Source organism: Halomonas sp. LMYGS-3 (assembly GCF_059509875.1).
Map to the genome: position 1 here is coordinate 21,845 of NZ_JCAKFQ010000007.1, position 16,249 is coordinate 38,093.

The window sequence follows — 16,249 nt, forward strand, 5'->3', positions numbered from 1 at the left end:
CTGGGCCTTGCGGCCGATTCTCTCTCGTTAGCCGGGCGTCGGTGACGCAACGGGTGTCGTGCCAACGATCGCCGCGCGGGTCTTCCCGTCTTGTGTAAGGCGATCGTGCCGGTGAAAAGCGGCGCCATTATGGCAAAAAAGAAGGCCGGCGGGAAACGCCGCGGTTGGCCGAACTTCATGTAGTTTTACTACTACATCGTGACCGTTCGCCACAAAGTCGTTTGTGCCATGCAGCATTGCCGTCCGCCCTCGCCCCACCGCGCCGTGCCACTTCAGTGGAGGGTGGGCGACGGGGCATCGGGCGAGGCGAGCAGGGCCTCGATCTCGGCGGCCGGGAAGTGGTAGCGGGTGTGGCAGAAGTGGCACTGGGTGTCGATGCTGCCACGCTCGGCGAGCACCTCGCGCAGCTCCTGCTCCCCCAGGGTCAGCAGGGCATCGGCGATACGCTCGCGGGAACAGGTGCAGCCGAAGCGCAGTGCCTTGGGCGGAAAGACTCGCGCACGCTCCTCGTGATAGAGGCGCCGCAGTACCTCGAGCGGCTCGAGCCCCAGCAGTTCCTCGCGCCTGACCGTATCGGCCAGGTGCACGGTGCGTTCCCAGGCATCGGCATCCTGGTGCCGCGACTCGTCGGGCAGACGCTGCAGCAACAGGCCGCCGGCGCGGCGGCCGTCGGCGGCGAGCCACAGCCGGGTCGGCAGCTGCTCCGACTGGGCGAAGTAGGCCGCCAGGCACTCCGCCAGGCTGTCCCGGTCGAGCGACACGATGCCCTGGTAGCGGTGGCCCTCCCGCGGGTCGAGGGTGATCATGATCTGGCCCTGGCCGAGCAACTCGCGGAAGCCGATGTCGTCGACGGGTGGCTCGGCACCCTCGGCCAGGCGGGCGATCGCGCGCAACTCGCCGCCGGGGTTGGACTCGGCCATCAGCAGTGCCAACGCCCCCTGGCCGCGTACCTCGATGCTCAGGGTGCCGTCGAGCTTGACGGTATCGGTGAGCAGCGCCACCGCACACAGCAGCTCGCCGAGCAGGCGATTGACCACCGGGGGATAGTCGTGACGCTCGAGGACCTCGGCATAGGCCCGCTCGAGGGTGACGATCTCGCCGCGCACATTGGTGTCGTCGAAGAGGAAACGCTGGATCTGGTCGGTCATGTCGTAGTCCGGTTAGTCGTCCTGCTGGCGCTGGAAACGCTGGATCTCGCGGCGCTGCTTCTTGTCGGGGCGCTTGAGCGGGTGCTGCATGGCCTGGTTGGTCAGGCGGCGTGCCTCGGCCTCGCGGGCGCGGCGCTCGGCGCTCTCCGGCGTCTCGCGGTAGAGCTCCCGGGCCTCCGGGGCGCCGCGGCGCTGGTCGGAGAGTGCCACCACTTCCACCTCCCACACGTCCCAGCCCTGGGGCACGCGGATCAGCGCCCCGACCTCGACGCCCTTGCTGGTCTTGGCACGGGCACCGTTGTAGTGCACCTTGCCACCCTCGATGGCCTTCTTGGCAAGCGCCCGTGTCTTGAAGAAGCGCGCCGCCCACAGCCACTTGTCGAGCCGTACGCTATCCATCGCCATCTCCCCTTCCCGGCTCCCCGGCGCGCACCTCCGGCGGCAGTTCCTGCGGCAGGATGGAGGCGAAGCGGTCCAGCGCGATGAACTCCTCGAGCTCCTTCTCGGGCCGGGTGCTGTCGGGCTGCTTGATGCCCAGCAGGTGGCGGATGCCGAACTCGCGGGCACTCTCCAGCACCGAGGCGTTGTCATCGATGAACAGCGTCCGCTGGGGGTCGAAGGGCTCGATCTCCTGCAGGGCGAACCAGAACGCCTGCTCCTCCTTGGGCACGCCGAGATCCGCCGAGGAGACGATGGCGTCCAGGTAGGCCTCCAGCCCGGTGAGCGGCAGCTTGAGCTCGAGGCTCTCGCGGTCGGCATTGGTGGCCAGAACCACCCGGGGATGGGCCCGCTTGAGCCACTTGAGGAAGTCCAGCGCGTCGCCGCGCAGGCCGATCAGGTGCTGGATCTCGCGCTTGAGGGCGAGAATGTCGACATCCAGCTCGCGGCTCCAGTAGGCCAGGCTGTACCAGTTCAGGGTGCCCCGTTCGTGGAGCACCCGCGAGCGCACCTCCTGCTGGGTGGCCTCGTCCAGGCGGTGCAGTTCCACATAGCGTCGCGGCAGGTGCTCCAGCCAGAAGTGGCTGTCGAAATGCAGGTCCAGCAGGGTGCCGTCCATGTCCAGCAGGACGGTGTCGATGGCGCGCCAGTCGATCATCGCGGCTCCGGATGGCGTCGGTGATGGCGGAAGGCATAGTATTGTACCCAATCGATGCCAACGACGCATTCCACCCACTCGACGACCCAGGCAATCGCAGTTACCCAAAACGAGAGGCGCCGGGGACAGGTCGAAGAGGGGGTCCGATTCCAGGGATGGAATCGGTAGCGCCCAGGGAAGGGTTCACAGCGCCCCCTCGCAGACCTGTCACCGGAACAGCCTCGAGCGTTACCGCCATCTGCGATAACCCTGGTTCGACAACCGCTCAATGGGAGAGCCCATGCCAGATGCCCCCGGCCCGTACACCCCCCGTTCCGACAACCCCTGGCCCGAGAAGCCCAGCGTGCTGTCGCGCCAGTCGGTGGCGAGGAGCCGCCTGTTCCATGTCGAGGCGCTGGCGCTGCGCTTCTCCAACGGCGAGGAGCGTACCTTCGAGCGCCTTACCGGCAGCGATCAGGGAGCGGTGATGATCGTCGCCATGCCCGACCCCGAGCATGTGCTGCTGATCCGCGAGTATGCCGCCGGCTTCGAGGACTATGTGCTGACCCTGCCCAAGGGGCTGGTCGACCCGGGGGAGGACATCGTCAGCGCCGCCAACCGCGAGCTGATGGAGGAGTGCGGCTTCGGCGCCCGCCGCATCGAGCCGCTGGTGGAACTGTCGCTGGCGCCCAACTACATGCGCCACCGGATGCAGGTGCTGCTGGCCACCGACCTCTACCCCAGACGCCTGCCCGGCGACGAGCCGGAACCGCTGATCGTCGAGACCCACGCCCTCGACGAGCTGCCGGCACTGCTGGCGCGGGAGGACTTCCACGAGGCCCGGGCCATCGCCGCCCTGTTCATCGCCCGGGAACGGCTGCGCAACGAAGCGGAGGCGCCGGCGCTCTGGTAGCCCCGGGTGCGGCGGCCCCCCTGCCGCGGGGCTGCTCAGTGGGCGTGGAGTCGCTTCCTGAGGCCGTTGCCCTCCTTCAGCTTCATCCAGCGTCCCTGGCGGTAGCTATCGAGGCCGGTCTCCAGCAGCGTCATCACCTCGAGGGCCTCGTCGACGCTCACCGGCGGCGGGGTGCCCTCGAGCAGGGTCCTGGCGATGCCGGCGTAGTAGGCCGGGTAGTCACCGGGGAGGCCCGGATGCTCCCGGCGGGCGAGCCCGGGCGTGCCGCCCTCCCCCTCCCCCAGGGTCAGGCGACCGGGGAGCGGGTCCTCGCCCCAGCCGGGTGACGGTGTCCGCCCCTCCTTGAGCCACGCTTCCTGGGGGTCGAGCCCGTACTTCACGTAGCTCCCCCGGGTGCCGTATACCGCGAAACGCGGCGTCGGCTCGGCCACCAGCGAACTCGCCTGCAGGGTGACCCGCAGGCCGTCGTACTCCAGCAGCGCCAGGAAGTCGTCGTCGACCTCGGCCCCCTCCCGCGAGGTGGCCAGCTCCAGCAGGATCGCCTTGGGCATGCCGAACAGCGCGCGCGCCTGATCGAGCAGGTGCGGCCCCAGGTCGTACCAGATACCGCCACCCGGCCGGTGGCGTTCCCGCCAGCGGTCGCCGACGTCGGGGCGGAAACGATCGAAGCGCGACTCCAGCGCCACCACCCGGCCCAGGGTACCGGCCTGCAGCAACGCCGCGAGGGTGAGGAAGTCGCTGTCCCAGCGGCGGTTGTGGAAGACGCTCAGCAGCCGTTCGGCCCCCTCGGCCTGGGCCTTGAGCAGCCGCGCCTCGGAGAGCGACACCGCGAAGGGCTTGTCGATCACCACATGCTTGCCGGCGTTGAGCGCCGCCTTCGCCAGCGGGAAGTGAGTGTCGTTGGGGGTGGCGATCACCACCAGGTCGATCTCGGGGCGCGCGAGCAGCGCCGCCGCCTTGGGCAGCACCTCGACCTTCGGGAGATCGGCCCCGACCTTGTCGGCATCGCCGCTGACCACGGCGGTCAGCTCGAGCCCTGGGGCCGCCTGGATCAGCGGCGCGTGGAAGGTCTTGCCGGCCATGCCGTAGCCGATCAGGCCGACGTTCAGGGTCTGCGTCTTCATTGCCTACTGGCTTCCCTGCAGGTGAACGGATACCCCGGCGAGACGCCGGGGCCGGTAACGGGGGCTCTGTCCCGAGCGCTCAGTCAAGCTTGGTCAGGTCGCGCACCGCGCCCTTGTCGGCGGAGGTGGCGAGCAGCGCATAGGCCTTGAGGGCCGCCGAGACCTTGCGGTCGCGCTGGATGCTCGGCTTCCAGGCGTCTCTGCCCTTCGCCTCCTCCGCCTCGCGGCGCGCCGTCAGCTCGGCGTCGGAGAGCTTGACATCGATGCGGCGATTGGGGATGTCGATGCGGATGAGATCGCCGCTCTCGACCAGGCCGATGGCACCGCCCGCCGCCGCCTCGGGCGAGACATGGCCGATGGAGAGCCCCGAGGTGCCGCCGGAGAAGCGACCGTCGGTGAGCAGCGCGCACGCCTTGCCCAGCCCCTTCGACTTGAGGTAGGAGGTGGGATAGAGCATCTCCTGCATGCCCGGGCCGCCCTTGGGGCCCTCGTAGCGGATCACGACGACCTCGCCCTCCTTCACCTCGCCGGCGAGGATGTGCTCCACCGCCTGGTCCTGGGACTCGACCACGTGGGCCGGCCCCTCGAAGACCAGGATCGAGTCGTCGACGCCGGCGGTCTTCACCACGCAGCCGTCCCGGGCGATATTGCCGTAGAGCACGGCCAGGCCCCCCTCTTTCGAGAACGCATGCTCGAGGTCGCGGATGCAGCCGGTGGCGCGGTCACCGTCGAGGCTCGGCCAGCGCGCGCTCTGCGAGAACGCCTCCTGGGTCGGCACGCCGCCGGGACCGGCCTTGAAGAACTCCACCACCTCGGGGCTGGGGCTACGCATGATGTCCCACTCGTCCAGCGCGGCCTTGAGGCTGTCGCCGTAGACGGTGGGCACCCGCGTATCGAGCACCCCGGCGCGATCCAGCTCGCCGAGGATCGCCATGATGCCGCCGGCGCGGTGCACGTCCTCGATGTGGTACTTCTGGGTGTTGGGCGCCACCTTGCACAGCTGCGGCACTTCCCGCGACAACCGGTCGATGTCGGCCATGGTGAAGTCGATCTCCGCCTCCTGGGCGGCGGCCAGCAGGTGCAGGATGGTGTTGGTCGAGCCGCCCATGGCGATGTCCAGGGTCATGGCGTTGCGGAACGCCGCCTTGGAGCCGATGGCGCGCGGCAGCAGGTGAGCCTCGTCACCCTCGTAGACCCGCTTGGCCAGCTCGACGATGCGATGGCCGGCGGTCTCGAACAGCCGGCGACGGTCGGCGTGGGTGGCGAGCACCGTGCCATTGCCCGGCAGCGCCAGGCCCAGCGCCTCGGTCAGGCAGTTCATCGAGTTGGCGGTGAACATGCCGGAGCAGCTGCCGCAGGTGGGGCAGGCGCTGCGCTCGACCTCGGCCAGCGTCGCATCGTCCACCGAGTCGTCGGCGGCCATGACCATGGCGTCGACCAGGTCGAGGCCATGGTCGAGCAGCTTGGTCTTGCCGGCCTCCATGGGCCCGCCGGAGACGAAGATCACCGGGATATTGAGGCGCATGGCGGCCATCAGCATTCCGGGGGTGATCTTGTCGCAGTTGGAGATGCACACCAGGGCGTCGGCGCAGTGGGCGTTGACCATGTATTCGACGCTGTCGGCGATGATGTCGCGGCTCGGCAGCGAGTAGAGCATGCCGTCGTGGCCCATGGCGATGCCGTCGTCCACCGCGATGGTGTTGAACTCCTTGGCCACCCCACCGGCCTTCTCGATCTCGCGGGCCACCAGTTGCCCCATGTCCTTCAGGTGAACATGCCCCGGCACGAACTGGGTGAAGGAGTTGGCCACGGCGACGATCGGCTTGTGGAAGTCGTCGTCCTTCATGCCGGTGGCGCGCCACAGGGCGCGGGCGCCGGCCATGTTGCGGCCGGCGGTGGTGGTACGGGAGCGATACTCGGGCATGGTGTCCTCTATCTCATTGCAGCCGCCCTGCTCTTCCGAGTGGGCGGTCCAGGTGTCCAGTCGGCCGTTGATTCTGGCACGGGCGGCACGGCCTTGCCAGACGCTGAGCGCAGCACTCGACGAGCCTTCCACAGCGGGGCACGCGGCTTTCCTGGGGACAGGTCTCCGCGGAGGCGCTGTAAACCCATCCCTGGGCGCTACCGATGCCATCCCTGGCATAGGACCTCCGCTACGACCTGTCCCCGGCGCCGCTCGTCATGTCCCACTGCGAGAGCCCTGTTTGACGCTTCCAGCTTCAAGCTTATGGCTTACCGCTCCGGCGCAGCCGGTCACTCGAACACCACCCGCGCCACGTCCTTGTAACGGCCGGCGAAGTGCACCGTCATGCCCTCCTTGAGGAAGTCGGGCAGCTCGTCGAAGTCGCGCCGATTGGCCTCGGGCAGGATCACCTCGAAGATGTCGCTGCGGCGGGCGGCGATGACCTTCTCGCGGATGCCGCCCACCGGCAGCACCTGGCCGGTCAGGGTCAGCTCGCCGGTCATCGCCAGTGGCCGGTCGATGGCGCGGTGCTTGGCCAGCGAGAGCAGCGCCGTGGTCATGGTCACCCCGGCCGAGGGACCGTCCTTGGGCGTGGCGCCCTCCGGCACGTGCAGGTGGACGAAGGCGGAGTCGAAGAAGTCGGCATCGGCGCCGTATTCGCCGAGATGCCCCAGCACGAAGCTGTAGGCGATGTTGGCTGACTCCTGCATCACCTCGCCGAGCTTGCCGGTGAGCTTGAAGCCGCGGGTCAGGGAGTGCACCTTGCCCGCCTCGATGGGCAGGGTTGCCCCGCCCATGGCGGTCCAGGCGAGGCCGGTGACCACGCCTTCCCCCCGGAGCACATGCTCCTTGCGGAACAGCGGGGCACCGAGGAACGCTTCGAGGTTGTTCACCGAGACCCGTACCGAGTGCTGGCCGTTCTCGAGCAGTTTGACCGCGGCCTTGCGCACGATGCGGTGCAACTGCTTCTCCAGCTGGCGCACGCCCGCCTCGCGGGCATAGCCCTCGATCACCTGCTTGAGCGCCGCCTCGGTGAGGTTGATGCGCTTCTTCGGGATCCTGTCGCGCTTGAGCAGCTTGGGCCAGAGGTGGTGCCGGGCGATGGCCAGCTTCTCCTCGGCGATGTAGCCGGAGAGGCGAATCTGCTCCATGCGGTCGAGCAGCGCCGGGGGAATCGAGTCCAGGGTGTTGGCGGTGCAGACGAACAGCACCTTGGAGAGGTCCAGGCGCACGTCGAGGTAGTGGTCGAGGAAGTCGACGTTCTGCTCGGGGTCGAGCACCTCGAGCAGCGCCGAGGCCGGGTCGCCCTGGAAGGACTGCCCCAGCTTGTCGATCTCGTCGAGCATGATCACCGGGTTCTCGACCTCGACCTCCTTGAGGGCCTGTACCAGCTTGCCGGGCATGGCGCCGATATAGGTGCGCCGATGGCCCTTGATCTCGGCCTCGTCGCGCATGCCGCCCACCGAGAAGCGATAGAACTCGCGGCCCAGCGCCTCGGCGATCGAGCGACCGACGGAGGTCTTGCCGACCCCCGGTGGGCCGACGAGCAGCAGGATCGAGCCCCCCACGTCCCCCTTGAAGGTCCCCTCGGCGAGGAACTCGATGATCCGCTCCTTGACGTCCTTGAGACCGTCATGGTCCCGGTCGAGCACGCTCCGGGCATGGGGCAGATCCAGGTTGTCGACGCTGTGCACCCCCCAGGGCATCGCGGTCAGCCAGTCCAGGTAGTTGCGGGTGGTGCCGTATTCCGGCGAACCGGTCTCCAGCACCGAGAGCTTGTCGAGCTCCTCCTCGATTCGCGTCAGCACCCGGGGCGGCACCGTCAGGCCCTCGAGGCGGTCGCGGAAGGTATCGACGTCGTTCTCGCGGTCGTCCTTGGAGATGCCCAGCTCGCGCTGGATCACCTTGAGCTGCTCGCGCAGGAAGAATTCGCGCTGGCGCTCCTGCATCTGGGCGTTGACCTGTTCGCTGATCTCGCTCTGCAGCTGGGCGACGTCGATCTCCTTGCGCAGCAGTGGCAGCACCTTCTGCATTCGCGTCACCACCGGCAGGGTCGCCAGCACATCCTGCAGCGAGTGTCCCTTGGCCGAGGTGATGGCCGCGGCGAAGTCGGTCAGCGGCCCCGGCTCGTGGGGGCTGAAGCGATTGAGATAGTGCTTGAGTTCCTCGCCGTAGAGGGGGTTGATCGGCAGCAGTTCCTTGATGCCGTTGATCAGCGCCATGGCATAGGCACGGGCCTCGTCGTCCTCGGCGTCCACCGGTTCCCGGGGGTAACTCACCTCCACCAGGTAGGGAGGGGTCTTCGACAACCAGCGATCGATGCGGAAGCGCTGCACCCCCTGGGCGATGAACTGGATCTGCTGCTCCTCGTCCTGCAGCTTGTGTACCTTGACCGCGGTACCGATCTCGGGGAAATGCTCGTGGTCCAGCGCCTCGACGGCGGTCTCGCCGACGAAGGCGAGCCCCACGACATGGTGCGGCGTCTTGCCGACCCGGCGCATGGTCTCCTCCCAGCGCTCGCGGTTGATCACCAGCGGCTGCACCTGGGCGGGAAAGAACGGCCGGTTGTGGATCGGCAGCAGGTAGATGCGTTCGGGCAGGGTCTCCCGGGCGGGTACCATGGCGCTGCCACTACGCGCCTCCTCCTCTTCCTCGACGGAAAGCTCATCATCGTCATCGTACGGCTCGTGAGTCCAGCCCTGGACCTCCGGGTCCCCGGGGCGCTCCTGATCGTCGCTCATGGCGTGTCGTCCTGGTCGGATGTATCTGCTGAAGCTGATGGAACTGAACAGTGGAATGCGGGCGACGGACGCCGGATTCAAGTCGGGCACTGCCGGCGCCCAGGGCAAACGCTCCTTCCCTACCGCCACAGCGGCGGCAGGGGCCGTCCGTTGATCCGCACCTGGCCGCGCACCACATCGATCTCCAGTGTCCGGGTATCCAGCGGCAGGCCGAGCCACAGGGCCACCACCGTGGGCACCTCGTGCCAGGTGAAGTCCCCATCCAGACGCGACAGCCAGCGCGCCCGTTGCCGCTCGTCATCCAGCGCGAGCAGACTGAGCTCGTCGAGGTGGCGAGCATCGAAGAACAGCGCACCATCGCCCCGGGCCGCCAGGCCGAGCATGGGGCTATCCAGGTCCACCATGGTGACATCGAGGCGCGGCGAATCCTGCAGCATGGCGATCAGCCCCGGCTCTAGTCTGGCCAGCAGTTCGCGCCCTTCCCGGGCACCGTCCCCCCGGGCCGCCTCGTCACGCAGCTCGGCCAGCACGCTGCGCAGGGCATCGGCGTTGATCCGCGAGAGCTCCATGCCCACCCGGCCGGTGAGCAGCACCTGATCGGCGGCCTGCACCTCGGTCAGGGTCAGCTCGCCGTCGACGCGCAATTCCCGGTCGTCCAGTTGCATCAGGCTCTGGTAGATCAGGTCCCGCGCCTCCAGCTCCAGGGCCGGCTGCTGCCAGGCCAGCCGCTCGATGCGCAGCAGGTCGTGCTGGGTGAAGTGATGGGCACCGGCGGTGTAGGCATAGCGACTCTCGAGGTCGACCGGCCCCGCCCCGAGGCTGGCCTGTCCGTCGCTCAGGTGCAGCGACTCGAGGCGGGCCCGCAGGTGCCAGTCGCCATACTGGCCATCGAAGCGAATCTGGCCACCGGCGAAGTCGAGCTCGCGCTCGCCCTGGCGGGCGATGAAGGGGGCCAGTTGGATGCTTCCCTCCAGGGTGCCGCCGAGGGTGCGGTAGCTGGCATGCCAACGGGGCGGCGTGGAGGGTAGCGCATCACCGAACACTCGCTGCTGATAGGGGCCGACGTAAGGCATCGTCTCGCCATCGACCCGGGTGATGAGCACCCCGTGGCGAGCCGTGTACTGCAGTTCCAGCTGCCAGGCATCACCCAGCAACGGAGCCAGCCGGATGGTCCCGCTCGAAGACAGCCAGCCCCGTTCGACATCGGAGCGTTCCACCATCAGTTCGCCCCGCGCCTCGAGATCGTCGAGGGCCCGGGCGAGTTCCCGCTCGAACAGCAGGCCGGCGACGAACTGGGCCGCCGCCCAGATCACCGCCAACGCCACCACCACCGGGACGATCAGTCGTTCCTTGCGCATCAAGGCCTCCCTTCCCCTGGATACCGATACCGGCAACCCGCCACCGTGACTCAGTCTCTCGAAAGGCACCGAGACATGCCGGGGCCACCACCGCGCGCCTGGCACGACGTATCGACATGTCATTGTCGTGTGACTTCAGTGTAACCACAGCCACAGGTGCATCGTGCTCCAGGCATAGATACCGGCGAGCACGTCGTCGATCATGATCCCGAAGCCACCGGCCACACGGCGGTCCGCCCAGCGGATCGGCCAAGGCTTGAAGACATCGAAGATGCGGAAGACGATGAAGCCCCACAGCGCCGCCTCCCAGGAAAAGGGCACCGCGGCCATGGTGATCCAGTAACCGATGAACTCGTCCCAGACGATGCCGGAGTGGTCGTGGACCCCGAGGTCCCGGGAGGTCTTGTCACACAGCCAGATGCCGGCGACGAAGGCCACCGCCACCAGCGCGAGATACCAGTTCAGGGGCAGTTCGGAGATCAGCCAGTAGAAGGGAATGGCCGCCAGGGTCCCGAAGGTGCCCGGGGCCCAGGGCACGGCGCCGCTACCGAGCCCGAAGGCGAGGAAGTGGGTCGGGCGGTGCCAGACACTGGCGGGGGCGCGGTTCATGGCATCCCTCGCTTGCCAGGCTGTCCCGGGAAGTGCTGCCAGCCATCGGGGATGTCCCTCTCCACCCCGGCCACGCCCGGCGTGTCGGAGATCCGGCCGATCACGGTCAACGGCAGCCCCAGGGAGGCGAGCCGTGAGCGCGCCTCGTCGAGGTGCATCCCGGGCAGCGCCAGCAGCAGCTCGTAGTCGTCGCCCCCGGCCAGGGCGGCCTGCCGGGCCGGCTTCTCGCCCAGGGCCGCCACCAGCCCCTCGGCCAGCGGCAAGGCGTCGAGGTCGAGTTCGGCCCCCACGCCGGACGCCTCGAGGACATGGCCCAGATCGGCCAGCAGGCCGTCGGAGATGTCGATGGCCGCCGTGGCCAGCCCCAGCAGGGCCTCGCCGGCGGCCAACCGCGGCTGGGGCCAGAGATAGCGCGCCAGCAGCGGATCGGCGGGGTCACGCTCGCCCCGCTGCCACAGTGCCAGCCCGCCGGCCCCGCCGCCCAGGGCGCCGGTCACCGCCAGCAGGTCGCCGGCGCGCGCCCCGCCGCGGGTCAGGGCGGTCCGGGGATCGACCTCCCCCATCACGGTCACGCCGATGGCGGTCGCACCGCGGGTCACATCGCCCCCCACCAGGGCGGTGCCGGTGGCATCGCACAGCGCCCGAAAGCCACGCGAGAAGCCCTCCAGCCAGGCATCGTCCGCCTCGGCGAGGGTCAGCGCCATCAGACACCAGCGGGCACGGGCGCCCATCGCCGCCAGGTCACTGAGGCTGACCGCGAGCGCCCGGTGGCCGACAGCTTCCGCCGGGGCCTCGTCGGGGAAGTGCACGCCGGCCACCGAGGTGTCGACGCTGACCGCCAACCGCAGCCCCGGGGTGGGGGCGAGCAGGGTGCAGTCGTCACCCACGCCCAGGCCTACCCCGGCCTCGGGGCCAGGGGGAGCCGGCGTGAAGTAGCGGGCGATCAGTTCGAACTCGCTGGGCATCCGGTGGCAACCTTCAGCGGCGACGGGCGGCGACCTCGGCGGCACGCAGCCGTCCGGCGAGTTTGTCGAGGATGCCGTTGACGTACTTGTGTCCGTCGGTGGCACCGAAGGACTTGGCCAGCTCGACACCCTCGTTGATCACCACGCGATAGGGCACCTCGAGGCGACGGGAGAGCTCGTAGGCGCCCAGCCGCAGGATGGCGAGCTCGATGGGATCGAGGTCCGCCAGCCGGCGGTCGAGCAGCGGCGAGATCGTCGCGTCGAGATCCGCCTTGAAGCGCACCACGTTGTGCAGCAGCTCATGGAACAGCGCCAGATCGGCGATCTCCATGACCTTGTGCCAGTTCTCGTGGTCATCGAGGTCGTCGTCGGCCACCTGGCTGCGGAATTCGGTCTCCACGGCGGTGATCGACTTGCCGGTCATCTGCCACTGGTAGAGGCCCTGCACCGCCAGTTCGCGGGCGGCGCGACGGGCCTGCTGGGCCGCCGAGGGCACCCGGGAATGCTCGCCGCTCATGCCTCACCCTCCTCGTCGCCGCCGAAGCAGCGCAGCAGCGAGACCATCTCCATGGCCGCCATGGCCGCTTCGGCGCCCTTGTTGCCGGCCTTGGTGCCGGAACGCTCGATGGCCTGCTCGATGGAGTTCACGGTGAGCACGCCGTTGGCGATGGGGGTGTCGAACTCGAGCTGCAGGTTGCCAAGGGCCGCATTGCAGCCGCCGGCGACATACTCGAAGTGCGGCGTCCCGCCGCGGATCACCGCGCCCAGCGCGATCACCGCGTCGGGGCGCGCCACCTTGAGCACCTTCTTCACCGCCAGCGGGAGTTCCCAGGCCCCGGGGACATGGACGATATCGATGTTCTCGCCCTCGACGCCGTGGCGCACCAGGATGTCCACGGCGCCCTCGACCAGGCTATCGACCACGTGATGATTGAAACGGCCCACCACGATCACGTAGCGGCCATCGACGTCGACGAAGCTGCCTTCGACTTGGGAAATCGGTTGCATGGTTTCCAGGTTCCTCGTGAATCCGGTCCTGCTGAATCCGCAGGGGGCTCGGCCGATGCCGTGCCGTTGATGTTCGTCGTTCGTCGGTATCAGGCGCCGGGAGCCTCGTCCTCGGGCCCGAGGCGCTCGACCACCTCCAGGTCGAAGCCGGAAAGCGCCGAGAACTTCCACGGCGAGCTGAGCAGGCGCATGCGGCCGACGCCCAGATGCCGCAGGATCTGCGAGCCGGTGCCGATGGTCAGGTAATTGCCGGCGCCGTCGGAGTCGCTGGTACGCGGCTGACGGCGACGCTCCAGGAACACCTCGAGGTAGTCGAGGAAATCCTGGCGCGGGCGACCATCGTCGAGCAGCACGAAGACGCCATGCTCGGCGCGGGCGACCTCCGCGAGGGCGCTATGGGTCGTCCAGTGGCCGCCTTCACCTTTCTGCAGGCCAAGCAGGTCGCGCATGACATCGGCCAGGTGCACGCGCACCGTGGTCAGGACCTCGGGTGTCGGGTGCCCCTTGACCAGCGCCAGGTGGTGGGCGCCCTGGATACTGTCGCGGAAGACGTGCAGGGTCAACTCGCCGAAGGCGGTGTCCACCGGGGTGGCCTCCACCGGCTCCACGGTCTGCTCGTTGTGGATGCGGTAGTGGATCAGGTCGGCGATGGTGCCGATCTTCAGGCCATGCTCGGCGGCGAAGTGCTCGAGTTCGGGGCGCCGCGCCATGCTGCCGTCGTCGTTCATGACCTCGCAGATCACGCCGCTGGGGTCGAGGCCGGCCAGTGCCGCCAGGTCGCAGGCCGCCTCGGTGTGGCCGGCGCGGCGCAGCACGCCGCCTGGCTCGGCCATCAGCGGGAAGATGTGGCCGGGTTGGACGATGTCCTCGGCCCGGGCATCCCGCGCCACGGCGGCCTGCACGGTGCGCGCGCGGTCGGCAGCGGAGATGCCGGTGGTCACGCCCTCGGCGGCCTCGATGGAGAGGGTGAACTTGGTGCCGAAGCCCGAGCCATTGTCGCGCACCATCAGCGGCAACTGCAGCCGCTCGCAGCGCTCGCGGGTCATCGGCAGGCAGATCAGGCCGCGGGCGTGGCGCGCCATGAAGTTGATGTGCTCGGCCTCGACCTTCTCGGCGGCCATGATGATATCGCCTTCGTTCTCGCGATCCTCGTCGTCCATCAGGATCACCATCTTGCCCTGACGGATGTCCTCGATCAGGTCTTCGATGGGGGCCAGGCCCCCGGAGGAGGAGTGCACCATGGGATCTCCAGAAATTCAGCGTGGCGGCTGTCGCGGCGCGGCGACGCTCGGGTCGCCGACAGGCAACGTCCCGCCTCGAAACGGCGTCAGGGTACCTTGGCGCGGCGTCGGGCGCCAGTAATGAGCCCTTGGCGCGGCGTCGGGCGCCAGTAATGAGCCCTTGGCGCGGCGTCGGGCGCCAGTAATGAGCCTCCCGGGGCTGTTCTGGCGACAGGCCTGCGAGGAGGCGCTGTGAATACTTCCTTGTACCGACGCCCTGCTTCGCTCTCGCATCCTGCTCCGCTTGCAGGACCGGTGCTGGCCATCCCTGGCCAGCCCGTTCGGAGCAGTGCTCCTCACACCTGGCGTAGGACCTCCTCTTCGGCCTGTCCCCGGCGCCCCTTACCGAGTGGCTAGCGTGCGGCGCTCGGGCCGGGCGGTGATCCGCCAGTCGCGGCCCACGGCGCGGATATCGAGGATCTCCAGCCCGCGCTGGTGGGCCATGGTCTCGATGCCGGCGAGCTGGAACAGCGGCCGCGCCTCGCCGCCGAGCAGGGTCGGCGCCACGAACAGCTGCATCTCGTCGACCAGGCCGGCATCGAGCATGGCGCCGGCCAGGGTCGCCCCGGTCTCGAGCAGCACCTCGTTGACCTGCTCCACGTCGGCCAGGTATTGCAGCAGGGCATGCAGGTCGACCCGCCCATCCCCCCCCGGGCTCATCGCCACCACTTCGGCGCCTGCCGCCTCGAGACGCGCGCGCCGTTCGGGGGCTGAGCCGCCCCGCGTCGCCACCAGGGTGCGACCGGGTTCGCGCAGGCAGGCCGCCGCCCGGGGCAGGCGAAGGTGGCTGTCGACCACCACCCGCAGCGGCTGGCGGCCGGCGACCCACTCGACACCATCGAGCTCGGCCTGGTCCGGCCGCACGGTGAGCCGCGAGTTGTCGAAGATGATCGACTCCACCCCGGTGAGCACGGCACTGGAGCGGGCCCGCAGCCGCAGCACCTCGCGCCGTGCCTGGGGGCCGGTGATCCACTGGGATTCGCCGGAACGCATGGCGGTGCGACCGTCGAGGCTCATGGCCATCTTCAGCCGCACGAAGGGCCGGCCATGGTCCATGCGCATGATGAAGCCCGGATTCAGTTCCCTCGCCTGAGCCTCCAGGATACCCACTTCGACGTCGACGCCGGCCTCGCGCAGCATGGCGATGCCGCGACCGGCCACCGCCGGGTTGGGGTCGGCCATGGCGACCACCACCCGCTTCACCCCGGCCTCGGTCAGCGCCACCGCGCAGGGCCCGGTACGCCCCTGGTGGGAGCAGGGCTCCAGGGTGACGTAGGCGGTGGCACCACGCGCGGCCTCGCCGGCCTGGCGCAGGGCATGGATCTCGGCGTGGGGCTCGCCGGCGCGCTCGTGGAAGCCCTCGCCGACCAGGCGGCGGTTCTTGACCAGCACGCAGCCGACGCGGGGGTTGGGATCGGTGGTGTAGAGGCCGCGACGGGCCAGTTCCAGGGCCCGGGCCATCCAGGCTTCGGGAATCTGCTTGGCCATGGGACTCCTCGGTGGGGACGGCGGGAGGCTCACTGTTCGGGATCGTCCGGGCGGAAGCTCGGCTCCTGGGCCAGGCGGTCGATCTCGGCGCGGAACTCGTCGATGTCCTGGAAACGGCGGTAGACCGAGGCGAAGCGGATGTAGGCGACCTGGTCGAGGCGCTTCAGGGCGTGCATCACCTCCTCGCCAATGTCGCGGGCATGGATCTCCCGCTCGCCGCGGGCCCGCAGGGTCTGGCGGATGCGCTCTACCGCGGCCTCGATCGATTCGGCACTGACCGGGCGCTTCTCCAGGGCACGCAGCATGCCGGCGCGCAGCTTGGTCTCGTCGAAGGTTTCCCGGGAGCCGTCGCCCTTGACCACCCGCGGCATCACCAGTTCGGCGGTTTCGTAGGTGGTGAAGCGCTCGCCACAGGCCACGCACTGGCGACGGCGGCGCACCTGATCGCCCTCGGCCACCAGCCGGGAGTCGGTCACCTTGGTGTCATGGGTTCCGCAGAAGGGACAGTGCATCGATGGATTCCGGGTCGACGTGAAGATGGACGATCCCGCATTGTACCGGCTCGCGGGGTCAGCGC

The 16,249-nt window shown here is 69.0% G+C and carries 15 protein-coding genes; 1 reads left to right on the plus strand and 14 read right to left on the minus strand.

The features are described from left to right. Window positions 1-272 precede the first annotated feature (272 nt). The 3 genes from hslO to yrfG are packed head-to-tail and all read right to left on the minus strand — an operon-like array spanning window position 273 to window position 2,244. Window positions 273-1,148 carry an Hsp33 family molecular chaperone HslO gene (gene hslO, locus AC5W54_RS08475; RefSeq protein WP_495961638.1) on the minus strand — a complete coding sequence of 292 codons (876 nt, stop codon included), beginning with the start codon at window positions 1,146-1,148 and terminating at the stop codon, window positions 273-275. Between the two features lie 12 nt (window positions 1,149-1,160). Next, window positions 1,161-1,547 carry a ribosome-associated heat shock protein Hsp15 gene (gene hslR / locus AC5W54_RS08480; RefSeq protein ID WP_495961639.1) on the minus strand — a complete coding sequence of 129 codons (387 nt, stop codon included), beginning with the start codon at window positions 1,545-1,547 and terminating at the stop codon, window positions 1,161-1,163. Then, window positions 1,540-2,244, minus strand: a complete 705-nt coding sequence (yrfG, locus tag AC5W54_RS08485) for a GMP/IMP nucleotidase (protein ID WP_495961640.1) — start codon at window positions 2,242-2,244, stop codon at window positions 1,540-1,542. Before yrfG ends, hslR begins: the two co-directional genes overlap by 8 nt. Window positions 2,245-2,524: 280 nt before the next feature. Between yrfG and nudE the strand changes: the two genes are divergently transcribed. Continuing rightward, window positions 2,525-3,136 carry an ADP compounds hydrolase NudE gene (nudE, locus tag AC5W54_RS08490; RefSeq protein ID WP_495961641.1) on the plus strand — a complete coding sequence of 204 codons (612 nt, stop codon included), beginning with the start codon at window positions 2,525-2,527 and terminating at the stop codon, window positions 3,134-3,136. A gap of 35 nt (window positions 3,137-3,171) precedes the next feature. On the opposite strand, the gene AC5W54_RS08495 is transcribed toward nudE, so the two are convergent. The 11 genes from AC5W54_RS08495 to nrdR all read right to left on the minus strand — a co-directional run bounded on the left by AC5W54_RS08495 (window position 3,172) and on the right by nrdR (window position 16,184). Further along, window positions 3,172-4,260 carry an oxidoreductase gene (locus AC5W54_RS08495; protein WP_495961642.1) on the minus strand — a complete coding sequence of 363 codons (1,089 nt, stop codon included), beginning with the start codon at window positions 4,258-4,260 and terminating at the stop codon, window positions 3,172-3,174. Window positions 4,261-4,339: 79 nt separating this feature from the next. Further along, on the minus strand, window positions 4,340-6,184 hold the full coding sequence (gene ilvD, locus AC5W54_RS08500) for a dihydroxy-acid dehydratase (protein WP_495961643.1): 1,845 nt from the start codon (window positions 6,182-6,184) through the stop codon (window positions 4,340-4,342). A gap of 329 nt (window positions 6,185-6,513) precedes the next feature. Next, window positions 6,514-8,964 (minus strand): endopeptidase La, encoded by a 2,451-nt coding sequence (gene lon, locus AC5W54_RS08505; RefSeq protein ID WP_495961644.1) that lies wholly within the window; start codon window positions 8,962-8,964, stop codon window positions 6,514-6,516. A 119-nt stretch (window positions 8,965-9,083) separates the two neighbouring features. Continuing rightward, complete coding sequence (locus tag AC5W54_RS08510) at window positions 9,084-10,322, minus strand: DUF945 family protein (RefSeq protein ID WP_495961645.1); 1,239 nt, start codon at window positions 10,320-10,322, stop codon at window positions 9,084-9,086. Window positions 10,323-10,457: 135 nt separating this feature from the next. Beyond that, a complete protein-coding gene (locus tag AC5W54_RS08515; RefSeq protein ID WP_495961646.1) occupies window positions 10,458-10,931 on the minus strand; it encodes a phosphatidylglycerophosphatase A family protein in 474 nt (157 codons plus the stop codon). Further along, window positions 10,928-11,896 (minus strand): thiamine-phosphate kinase, encoded by a 969-nt coding sequence (gene thiL / locus AC5W54_RS08520; RefSeq protein WP_495961647.1) that lies wholly within the window; start codon window positions 11,894-11,896, stop codon window positions 10,928-10,930. Before thiL ends, AC5W54_RS08515 begins: the two co-directional genes overlap by 4 nt. Before the next feature lie 13 nt (window positions 11,897-11,909). Beyond that, complete coding sequence (nusB, locus tag AC5W54_RS08525; RefSeq protein WP_495961648.1) at window positions 11,910-12,413, minus strand: transcription antitermination factor NusB; 504 nt, start codon at window positions 12,411-12,413, stop codon at window positions 11,910-11,912. Further along, window positions 12,410-12,904, minus strand: a complete 495-nt coding sequence (gene ribH / locus AC5W54_RS08530) for a 6,7-dimethyl-8-ribityllumazine synthase (RefSeq protein WP_495961649.1) — start codon at window positions 12,902-12,904, stop codon at window positions 12,410-12,412. The genes nusB and ribH overlap by 4 nt, the downstream gene beginning before the upstream one ends. An 89-nt stretch (window positions 12,905-12,993) precedes the next feature. Beyond that, on the minus strand, window positions 12,994-14,145 hold the full coding sequence (gene ribBA, locus AC5W54_RS08535; RefSeq protein ID WP_495961650.1) for a bifunctional 3,4-dihydroxy-2-butanone-4-phosphate synthase/GTP cyclohydrolase II: 1,152 nt from the start codon (window positions 14,143-14,145) through the stop codon (window positions 12,994-12,996). Window positions 14,146-14,526: 381 nt separating this feature from the next. Next, window positions 14,527-15,672 (minus strand): bifunctional diaminohydroxyphosphoribosylaminopyrimidine deaminase/5-amino-6-(5-phosphoribosylamino)uracil reductase RibD, encoded by a 1,146-nt coding sequence (ribD, locus tag AC5W54_RS08540; RefSeq protein WP_495961651.1) that lies wholly within the window; start codon window positions 15,670-15,672, stop codon window positions 14,527-14,529. Window positions 15,673-15,701: 29 nt separating this feature from the next. After that, window positions 15,702-16,184: a transcriptional regulator NrdR gene (gene nrdR, locus AC5W54_RS08545; RefSeq protein ID WP_495961652.1), complete on the minus strand. Its 483-nt coding sequence runs from the start codon at window positions 16,182-16,184 to the stop codon at window positions 15,702-15,704. Window positions 16,185-16,249: the final 65 nt, after the last annotated feature.